General features: G+C 61.5%; 10 protein-coding genes. 6 read left to right on the top strand and 4 right to left on the bottom strand.

The features are described 5' to 3' along the window. The first annotated feature begins 260 nt into the window (after positions 1 to 260). The 5 genes from ACQKEN_RS22785 (at position 261) to ACQKEN_RS22765 (ending at position 4,849) form a co-directional block, all read left to right on the top strand. Positions 261 to 806, top strand: a complete 546-nt coding sequence (locus tag ACQKEN_RS22785; RefSeq protein WP_427688983.1) for a cysteine hydrolase family protein — start codon at positions 261 to 263, stop codon at positions 804 to 806. Positions 807 to 817: 11 nt separating this feature from the next. Next, a complete protein-coding gene (locus ACQKEN_RS22780; RefSeq protein WP_427688981.1) occupies positions 818 to 1,771 on the top strand; it encodes a 2-hydroxyacid dehydrogenase in 954 nt (317 codons plus the stop codon). Positions 1,772 to 2,002: 231 nt separating this feature from the next. Further along, positions 2,003 to 2,647, top strand: a complete 645-nt coding sequence (locus ACQKEN_RS22775) for an HAD family hydrolase (protein WP_427688979.1) — start codon at positions 2,003 to 2,005, stop codon at positions 2,645 to 2,647. A gap of 82 nt (positions 2,648 to 2,729) precedes the next feature. Then, on the top strand, positions 2,730 to 3,950 hold the full coding sequence (locus ACQKEN_RS22770; protein ID WP_427688977.1) for a putative DNA modification/repair radical SAM protein: 1,221 nt from the start codon (positions 2,730 to 2,732) through the stop codon (positions 3,948 to 3,950). Then, complete coding sequence (locus tag ACQKEN_RS22765) at positions 3,947 to 4,849, top strand: TIGR03915 family putative DNA repair protein (RefSeq protein ID WP_427688975.1); 903 nt, start codon at positions 3,947 to 3,949, stop codon at positions 4,847 to 4,849. Before ACQKEN_RS22770 ends, ACQKEN_RS22765 begins: the two co-directional genes overlap by 4 nt. A 33-nt stretch (positions 4,850 to 4,882) precedes the next feature. Here the strand turns inward: ACQKEN_RS22765 and ACQKEN_RS22760 are convergent, their stop codons facing one another. Both ACQKEN_RS22760 and ACQKEN_RS22755 read right to left on the bottom strand, forming a co-directional pair. Beyond that, positions 4,883 to 5,950: an alpha/beta hydrolase family protein gene (locus tag ACQKEN_RS22760; RefSeq protein WP_427688973.1), complete on the bottom strand. Its 1,068-nt coding sequence runs from the start codon at positions 5,948 to 5,950 to the stop codon at positions 4,883 to 4,885. A gap of 395 nt (positions 5,951 to 6,345) precedes the next feature. Continuing rightward, positions 6,346 to 6,951 (bottom strand): FMN-dependent NADH-azoreductase, encoded by a 606-nt coding sequence (locus tag ACQKEN_RS22755; RefSeq protein WP_427688971.1) that lies wholly within the window; start codon positions 6,949 to 6,951, stop codon positions 6,346 to 6,348. A gap of 689 nt (positions 6,952 to 7,640) precedes the next feature. Here ACQKEN_RS22755 and ACQKEN_RS22750 point away from each other — a divergent pair. Next, positions 7,641 to 7,922: a hypothetical protein gene (locus tag ACQKEN_RS22750; RefSeq protein ID WP_427688969.1), complete on the top strand. Its 282-nt coding sequence runs from the start codon at positions 7,641 to 7,643 to the stop codon at positions 7,920 to 7,922. An 11-nt stretch (positions 7,923 to 7,933) separates the two neighbouring features. Here ACQKEN_RS22750 and ACQKEN_RS22745 read toward each other — a convergent pair whose 3' ends face one another. Together ACQKEN_RS22745 and ACQKEN_RS22740 are read right to left on the bottom strand one after the other, a co-directional pair. Next, positions 7,934 to 8,761 (bottom strand): EamA family transporter, encoded by an 828-nt coding sequence (locus ACQKEN_RS22745; RefSeq protein ID WP_427688967.1) that lies wholly within the window; start codon positions 8,759 to 8,761, stop codon positions 7,934 to 7,936. Between the two features lie 77 nt (positions 8,762 to 8,838). Continuing rightward, positions 8,839 to 9,744, bottom strand: a complete 906-nt coding sequence (locus ACQKEN_RS22740; RefSeq protein ID WP_427688965.1) for a LysR substrate-binding domain-containing protein — start codon at positions 9,742 to 9,744, stop codon at positions 8,839 to 8,841. Positions 9,745 to 9,813 lie beyond the last annotated feature (69 nt).

Below are 9,813 nucleotides of genomic sequence, written 5' to 3'. Positions count from 1 at the left end.
CTCTTCCCGGCTGAAGCCGGTCCCACTAAAAAGCATCGCGTGCATCCAGCAAGGCCGGCGCCGGACTCACTTGTGGGACCGGCTTCAGCCGGGAAGGCGTCAATCATTACACTGCAAAATTGAGGTCGTACGCACTGGCCCCTTCCCGGCTGAAGCGGGTCCCACATAAAGCATCGCGTTCAACCTGTTTAGCGGGAGTGGCCCTACGCTCGGGCAGGCATTACTCTGACCCACCCCACCCATTCAACAAGGAAGCCCGAATGTCCAGCACAGCGCTCATCGTAGTCGATATCCAGAATGACTACTTTCCCGGCGGTAAATGGCCACTGGCAGGGGCCGACGCTGCCGCTGACAATGCCGCCAGGGTGATTCAGGCTGCACGCGACGCCGGGGATCCGGTCGTCTTCATCCGCCATGAGTCCGGCGCCGATGCGCCTTTCTTCACCCCCGGCTCCGATGGCGCCAGGCTGCACCCCAAAGTCCTCAACCTTGAGCACGAGCCAGTGGTGCTCAAGCATTTTCCCAACTCGTTTCGTGAAACCGGGCTGCAGGCGCTGCTTGAAGACAAAAGCATCGAGCACCTGGTGATCATCGGCTCCATGAGCCACATGTGCATCGACGCTACCACCCGCGCGGCGGCGGACCTTGGCTACACCGTCAAAGTGATTCATGACGCCTGCGCCAGCCGCGACCTGGAATTCGAAGGCAGCGTGGTGCCGGCGGCCCATGTCCACGCCGCATTCATGTCAGCGTTAGGCTTTGCCTATGCCGAGGTGCTGAGTACCGACACCTATCTGGCCCTATGAAGGAGAAACCAATGAGCGAGAAGAAAGCCGACATTCTGGTCTGGGGACCGATGCATGCATCGCTGATGCAAAATCTCGAGCGCGATTACAGCGTGCACAAACTTGCCGACATCAACGACATCGACGCCTGGGCCAGCCAACACGGGACCAAAGTACGCGGCGTCGTCACCAGCGGCGTGTTTGGCACCGACAACGCCATTCTCGATCGCCTGCCGAACCTGGAAGTGGTCAACAGTTTCGGCGTCGGCTATGACGCGGTCGACACTCAGTACCTGGCGCGCCGCGGCATCAAACTGAGCAACACCCCCGACGTGCTCAACAACGCCGTCGCCGAAACCGCCATGGCGCTGATGCTCTGCGTGTCCCGCCGCATCAGCCAGGCCGAGCGCTTCGTGCGGGCCGGCCAATGGCCCGACGGCAAATTCCCCCTCGGCAATGACCTGTGCGGCAAGACCTGCGGCATTGTCGGCCTGGGCAAGATCGGCAAGACCATCGCCAAACGCGCCGCCGCGTTCGAGATGAACATCGCCTACTTCCGCCGCGGCCGCGCTTACGACGATGTGTCCTACCGGCACTACGGTGACCTTCGGGAACTGGCCCAGGATTCGGATTACCTGATCGTCATTGTCCCCGGCGGCCCGGACACCCAGCACCTGATCGACGCCGAAGTGCTCCGGGCACTCGGTCCCAAGTCATTTCTGATCAACGTCGCCCGCGGCACCGTTGTCGACGAGAAGGCGCTGGTGGCCTCGCTGCTGGCCTCGGAAATCGCCGGCGCCGGCCTCGACGTGTTCCAGGACGAGCCCAATGTGCCGGCCGAACTGTTGAAGCTGGACAACGTGGTGCTCACCCCGCACATCGGCTCGGGGACTTACGAAACGCGCCAGGCCATGGCCGACCTGGTGTTCGCCAACGTCAGTGGTCATTTCGAGAAAGGCACGCTGGTCACGCCGGTCGAGCTGTAACCGGCGCTTCACGTGCAGGCCTGACGATGAAGCCGTCGGCCTGCTCGCAATGACGTTCAAACGCCAGCACGGCCGGAGCATGGACCGAGATGGCCTTACCGTAAGTCAGCGCCCGAACATCGATGCCAACTTTTCTGGATAATGCCGGTCGAACGGCCCCTACCCGGATTCCAGACATCTGCACATGCATTCCGATCAAGCAACATGATCGAGAAAGAAGGAGAACCCCGTTTGAATATTGCCGGCGTCATTTTTGACTGCGACGGAACCCTGGTTGACAGCGAACGGCTGGCCGCCGGCCTGCTGCGCGACATCCTCAACAAACACCAGGTTTTATTGAGCGTCGACGAAGTGCTGCAACGCTTTCGGGGCGTGCAGTTTGCGCTGTGCCTGGAAGGCTTGTGCCGCGATTATCCATGGCTGCCAAGCGACGACATCGAAAGCGAATTCCGTGCACGCACCCTGCCGCTGCTCCGGGAACGGCTGGAAGAAATGCCCGGCGCTGTCGAGTTCGTGCGTAACCTCTCGCTGCCCAAATGCGTGGCCTCCAACGGCCCGCGCAGCAAGATTGAAACCTGCCTGAGCACGGTCGGCCTGCTGGACGTGTTCCACGGTCTGATCGTCAGCGCCTATGAAGTGCAATCGTGGAAGCCGTCCCCGGTCCTGATCGAGCACGCCGCAGAATTATTGGGCCTGCCGCCCACTCAGTGCCTGCTGGTGGAAGACAGCATTCCCGGCGTTGAAGCAGGCCTCGGTGCCGGCGCGCAAGTAGCGGGTTACGGCGACACGGATTTTTCGGCGTTCATGGACAACGACAACTTTCATCGCGTCAAAGATTTTGGCGAATTGAAGGATTTGGTACAGCGCATCCGTTGATGGCCCGGCCATCCATCCGATCGGCCCTTGTTCATCCCCGACTAACTCGATACTGTACATAAAAACAGTATCGGGAAAATCCATGCAGCTGATTGACAAGCTGAGCATCCTCGCCGACGCCGCCAAGTACGACGCCTCCTGCGCCAGCAGCGCCGCACCCAAGCGCAGTTCCGAAGGCAAATCCGGCCTCGGATCAAGCAATGGCATGGGCATCTGTCACAGCTACACCCCCGACGGGCGCTGTGTCTCGCTGCTGAAAATCCTCCTCACCAACTTCTGCCTGTACGACTGCCAGTACTGCGTGAACCGCCGTTCCAGCGACGTGCCGCGGGCACGTTTCAGCCCGGAAGAAGTGGTCACCCTGACCATGGACTTCTACCGCCGTAACTGTGTCAGCGGCCTGTTTCTCAGCTCCGGGATCATCCGCTCGGCGGACTACACCATGGAGCAGCTGATTCGCGTGGCCAAACTGCTGCGTGAAGACCACGAATTCCGTGGCTACATCCACCTCAAGACAATCCCCGAAGCCGACCCTGCGCTGATCGAAGAAGCCGGCCGCTACGCAGACCGTCTCAGCGTCAACATCGAGCTGCCGACCCAGCTGGGGCTGCAAACCCTGGCGCCGGAAAAGGAAATGGGCTCGATCAAGCAGGCCATGCAGACCATCTACACCGGTCAACAAACCGTGCTCAACGAGCCGCGGGCGCCGAAATTCACGCCGGCCGGGCAAAGCACGCAGATGATTGTGGGCGCTGACGAAACCGATGACAGCACCATCCTGCACACCGCCGAATCCCTGTACGGCGATTTCCGCCTCAAGCGTGTCTACTACTCAGCGTTCAGCCCGATACCCAACAGCCCGAAAAGCGTGCCCCACGCTGCGCCGCCGTTGATGCGCGAACACCGCTTGTATCAGGCCGACTTCCTCCTGCGCAGCTATGGCTACAGCGCCAATGAGTTGCTGCAAGGCCCGGGGCATCTGGCCCTGGACATCGACCCGAAACTGGCCTGGGCGCTGGAGCATCGCGACATCTTCCCGCTGGACCTCAACCGCGCGGAGCCGGCGATGATCGCGCGGATCCCCGGCATCGGCATCCGCACCACCAAGCGTCTGGTCGAACTGCGCCGCCAGCGCCGCATCCGTTATGAAGACCTGACCCGGCTGCGCTGCGTGCTGGCCAAGGCCAAGCCGTTCATCATTACCAGCGACTACCATCCCCGTCAGGCCGAAAGCTCGAGCATCGACCTGCGCGAGCAACTGCGGGACAAACCGCAGCCGCAACAGATGGCGCTGTGGGGATGATCATTCTCGATTGCGCCAACTCATTCGACACCTGGCGGCAACAGGCGCGCTGGCTGCTGAGCCACCAGATCAACCCGGATCAAGTGAGCTGGAGCGTGCAGCAGGACGCTGACCTGTTCGCCAGCGACACCGATTACCCGGACGAACCCGGGCCTTTTCGCGCGCGCATTCCCCTGGAGTTGCTGGAGCTGCTGCAAAACGCGGCGCAATTCTGCGGTGATCAGCGCTGGACTCTGTTGTACGAGGTGCTGTGGCGGGTCAGCCACGGTGATCGCACGGCCATGCTGGCCGGCGACAAACTGGGCAGCGAACTGCACAGGCGCCTTAAACAGGTCAGCCGCGAAGCCCATCACCTGCACGCGTTTTTGCGTTTCGTGGCGCTGCCGGTGATCGACAATGCCGAAGACGTCGCGGCCAAGGCGGCTTTGATGGAGATGACCTGCCTGCCGGAGTACGTCGCTTGGCACGAGCCCGCCCACGACATTTTGCTCACCGCCAGCGAGCATTTCATCGGGCGCATGGGTCGTCATCGCTGGATGATCGCGACGCCCAAGGACGGCGTGTTTTATGACGGGGTGCAGCTGATCTATCAGCCTGTGTGCCCGGAGGCATGGCAGTCGCTGGCGCGCAACGCCGATGATCCCCACGGCAATTTGTGGCTGACCTACTACAGCCACATTTTCAATCCGGCGCGGCTGAACCCGAAAGTCATGCAGGGCCATCTGCCGGCAAGGTTCTGGAAAAATCTGCCAGAAGGGCCATTGATTCCGGCATTGATCAGCGAAGCGCGCACCGGCGGGCAGCGAGACGGTCAGGCGCGGGAGATTGCCGAGCGGCGCGGCAAAGTGATTCGTGGCAAACCGGCATCCTCACCGTCACCCCCAGCGGACGCCCAATAGGCAGCGCAGCTGCGCTGATGTTCTCGGCAAGCCTTACTGATCCAGGCTGTTGACGGGCTCAAGCTCACGATGGGCCGCGGTCTGCATGCCGGCGGTGCTGGTCGGCGTGCCCAGCGCGGTGCCAAAAAAGCGCACGGCTTCCGTGCTCAGGTCGCGGTGAATGCTTTCGCGATTGACGCCGATGGCATCGGTGCACAGCCCAGGCTGGGTGGCACGTTGCTCATCATCACAAGGCGCCATGAACACAAAGTGCCCTGCCCCGGCGAACAGTTTGAAATCCGAAACGTCGGGCAGCTTGCGCGCCAGCGCTTCGGCGTTCTTGTCGATGGCGAGCAGTTCGTCGCCGTCGCCGCTGTACAACAACACCGGCACGTGCACATCAGCCAGCGTCTGCCGGCCGAACATCAACCCCAGCGGCGCCATCAGCATCAATGCGCCCACACGGGGGTCAGCCTGGGCGTGCAGGTCATCCCGGTCTGCTACCAGTTCGCCTTGGGTTTTACAGGCATCACGGTCCTGGGGGCGCTCGGTGCAGTAATGGCGCAGACGCTGCAGATCAGGCTGGGCGCCGGCGAGAATCAACGCCGTTTCACCCCCCGCCGAATAGCCGATCACCCCGACCCGGCGCGCGCTGATGTACGGCGACAGCATTGGGTCGATCAATGCGGCACTGATGGCTTCTGATATTTGCAGCGGGCGACCGTAGAGATTGCTCAGGCTGCCCAGGCGGCTGTGGTCCATGTAGTTGTCGCCTGGATGAAACACCGCCACAACGACAAAACCCTTGCGCGCCAGTGACGTCGCCAGGTCGTGTTGCGCCAGCGGCGTGCCGGTGTTGCCGTGGGACAGCATCAGCAGCGGGAAACGGCCCATGGCAATGGTGGCGTCTTCGGAAGCTTCAATGGGATAACCCTGAACGCGGGTGATGTGTTCATCGTCGGTGGAGGGGTAAAAGGCGTAGGCGTGCATGGGCCGGGAATCCAGCGGATCAAGGAACGTCAGCTCGTGAAAGCCCACGCTAAAGCTTTGCAGCTCGCTGGCCTGCACCGAAATCAGGCTGCCCAGCAGGCTGATCATCATCACTGCACAAAGACGCATCATTGCAATGCCCCTCACCTTATCAATCCATGCCTGCCGATTCAGACGCTCAAGGGCTGAAGCCCCGCAAAAACGGCGTCTGTCGCTATCTGACCCTTGGGGTTCGATAACATTCCGAAACGTTTGAGGATCAATGTTGCACAAGGCGGGCCAAGCTCGATGAATTGAAGACATCGGCCGCCGCTTGACGCAGAACAAACCGAATTGGCCGGCATTCTACGGTGCTTGAAGCAGGTTACGCGCAAAGAAGTCATAAAGGCTGTCGCCCGGCTGAACGCGCGACCGCAAACCGACGAAAGCCCCGTCACACATCGGCGTTCGGGCCGGGGATGACAGGGCTTTCGGATGGTGCTTGTGTTGTCGCGTCGAGCCGGTTCGAGCCCTTCGCGGGGTCGGACTCAGGCGAACAGCGTTTCGCTGATGTGCTTCTGCGCGGCGGCCATGGCAGCGGCACGCGGCTCGTCGCCATAAGCCAGGCCTTCGGCCACCACGAAGTGCAGATCCGTGACGCCGATAAAGCCGAAGACCACCTTGAGCAGGTCGTCATGGCCAACACCGCTCGGCAAGCCCTGATGCAGACCGCCCGTGGTCGAAACGATGATCACTTTCTTGCCTTTGCACAGACCTTCCGGGCCCGCTTCGGTGTAGCGGAAGGTACGGCCGGCCACACAGATGCGGTCGATCCACGCTTTCAGCTGGCTCGGGATGCTGAAGTTGTACATCGGCGCACCGATCACCAACACGTCAGACGACAGAAATTCTTCCAACGTCGCTTCGTTGGTCTCCACTTCCAGCGTCTGCGCCGCGTCGCGGCCTTCCACCGGCGTACCGGCAGCGGCCAGCGTGGCGCCGGAGAAATGATTGAGTGGCTCGTTCGCCAGATCGCGGTACACCACCTGCGTGTCCGGGGTGATAGCGGTGAAAGACTGAACCACACTGCGGCTCAACTGACGCGAAGCGGAGTGATCGCCGAGGATGCTGGAATCGATGTGCAAGAGTTTCATGAAGTGCTTCCCAAGGTGAGAATCGCCGCTTGGCGATCAAGTGGCGTCATCCTACCTTGTGGGGTAATGCATGATTAGAGGGTGGAAATGCGATAGATCGTCCCGCATACAGGACAATCAAAACCGCAGCACCTCCGTTGGTCTGAGTGTTGGTCCGAGGCACCCACGGAAATCCCGGCATCGATGGCGATCACACCGGCCCCTTCCCGGCTGAAGCCGGTCCCATTTAACGCATCGCAGTCAGCCAGCAGGACCGCCTTTGACTCAAATGGCGGGTTCCGATTGCAGGAGCCGGCTTGCTGGCGAACGCGTCTATCCAGACGACGCATCGTGGGTGACACACCTGATTCGCCAGCAAGCCGGCTCCTACAGAGGAATGAATCCAGTCAGTGGAGCCGGCTTTAACCCAAGTGGGGGGCTCGACTGTAGGAGCCGGCTTGCTGGCGAACGCGTCTATCCAGACGACACATTACGGTGCTGTCAGCCCAACTCGAACACGCTCCAAAAACCTCAGGGTACTCACGCAGGTGTGCTCGCAGCTGCAGCCAATGCCATTGCTTGACGCATGTGCTCATCGCGCCAGTGGATTTTGCCGCCCGTACGCTGTCCAACCCCATGTTCGCGGGATCAGCGGCAGCACCGTCCCGCGTCCTTTCAGCCCGCGACCGATGTGCCTGCCTGGAGGCCCGATGAATCTGCACACGCCCCTGACCGACGACGCCGGCGCTGCGCCTCAGCAGGGCTGGTTCTCACATGAGCACCGCGCCCGGATCGACGAGCTGATTGCCAGGCTCAACACCAGTGACACTCGGGAAAGCGTGTCGCGTTACCACGCCATGGCCGAGGGGTATTTGTTGGGGCTGCTGGACAGCTATCACGTGAGCGTCGAGCACCACGACGCCGTACGCCAATACCTGCACAACCTGGCCATTGCGCGGCTCAAAGCGGTGAAGCCGAAGCTGCGCAGGTGAGCACGCGCGACTTAGCCAATGATGATCGTCCCGGCCGCAATGACCACGCACGCGAGGATCTTGCGCACGGTCAGCGACTCGCCCAAAAACAGATACCCGAGCAATGCGGCAAACAGCACACTTGTTTCACGCAGGGCCGACACCGCGCCCATGGGCGCGAGGGTCATCGCATAGATGACGATGCCGTAAGCCAGCAGCGACACCACCCCTCCGCCCAACGAGGCGACCAAACCGGGCCGCACCGTGAACAGACTGCGTGCGTCTCGCAGACAGATGTAAGTGACCGGCATCAGTACACCCCACAGGGCGCACATCCAGGCGGTGTAAGCCATTGGCGCGCCGGACAGACGCCCGCCGATGCCGTCCGTCACGCTATAGGCCGCAATGAAACACCCGGTGCCCAGCGCATAAGGAAGGCTGGGAACGTTCAGTTTGCGGCCCTTGAACGCCAGAGAAATGATGCCCGCCGACACCAGTGCAATGCCGATCATCGCGCCGGTCTCGACCACCTGCCCCGCAAATAGCGACGCACACAGCGTAATCAGCACCGGCGATGAACCCCGGGAGATCGGATAGGTTTGCCCGAGGTCACCGCTGCGGTAGGTGCGCACCAGAAACAGGTTGTAACCGACATGCAGCAGCGCCGAGAGAACCGCACAAGGCCAACTGGCGGGGGCCGGGGCGTCCATGAACAGTGCTCCGGCCAGGCTCACGATGGCCACCGCCACGCACATGACGGTCATCGACCAGAGCTTGTCGCCACCGCCGCGCAGCAAGGCATTCCAGCTGGCGTGCAACAACGCGGCGAAGAGGATTAACAGGATGATGTGAGTAGGCATGGGGCCGATCTTAGTCAGGCTGCCACACGAAACGAAAGCGAAGTCTTCTCATTGGATGATGAGCAATTCCTCATGCTTCAGTTATAACTGAGGCCGGCTGCGGTCGACTCCCCTATCAGCCAGTCGCGAAAGCTCACCACGTGGGGCTGGGTTTCGACCCCCTTCGGGCAGACGAAGTAATAGGCCACCGGCGAAGGAAACGGCACGTCGAACAACCTGATCAAAGTGCCGTCGCGCAGCTCTTTTTCCACGTGTCCACTGCGAACGAGGGCGATGCCCTGCCCCAGCAAGGCCGCTTCCACGGTCATGTTGGTGTCGGGGAAACGCACGCTTTCCTTCAGCGAGGTGACGCCCAGGCCGATGTTCTGGAACCACACCTCCCATTTCGGCACCAGATCCGAACCGTCCCGGGCCAGCAGCGGATAGCGCAGCAACTCGGCCGGCTCCCGGGGCATGCCGAAGCGCTTGAGCAAGTCAGGGCTCGCCACGGGGAAAATGTGTTCCCTGAACATGAATTCCGAGTGCAGCGCCGGGTAGTTGCCGCCGCCCAGACGGATCGCCACGTCGGCCTCGCCGCTGGCAAAGTTGATGGCCGTGTCTGTGCTGTCCAGTGTGACGAGGATTTCCGGGTGCAGTTGCGACAGATTGGGCAAGCGCGGCAGCAGCCATTTCAGCGCGTAGGAATAGGTCGTACTGACCTTGAGCCTGACCCGGCCGTTCTCTTCCCGAAGGTCCGCGAGCGTCGCCTCCAGGTTCATGAAAAACGTGCGCACGATCGGCGCCAGGGCCGCCCCGGCCGGCGTCAGGCTCAACGTCTTGCCGCGCTGAAACAGCTGCACGCCCCAGATGTCTTCAAGATGTTTTAATTGGTGACTCACCGCACTTTGGGTAACGTGCAGCTCCTCGGAAGCGGAAGTAAACGTCCCGTGGCGCGTGGCGACTTCAAAGGCGCGCAAGGTGGCGGTGGGTGGCAGGTCTCTCATCTCATTGGTCCTCGAGGGGCATGAAGGAAGCTGCCCACACCATGAATGAAGGCTCATGGTAGAACATTA

It is taken from the genome of Pseudomonas sp. NPDC078416 (assembly GCF_050268485.1).
In the GTDB taxonomy this organism is placed as follows: domain Bacteria; phylum Pseudomonadota; class Gammaproteobacteria; order Pseudomonadales; family Pseudomonadaceae; genus Aquipseudomonas.
The sequence above is the reverse complement of the archived record's forward strand: the minus strand, read 5'-3'. Positions and strand labels throughout refer to the sequence as shown.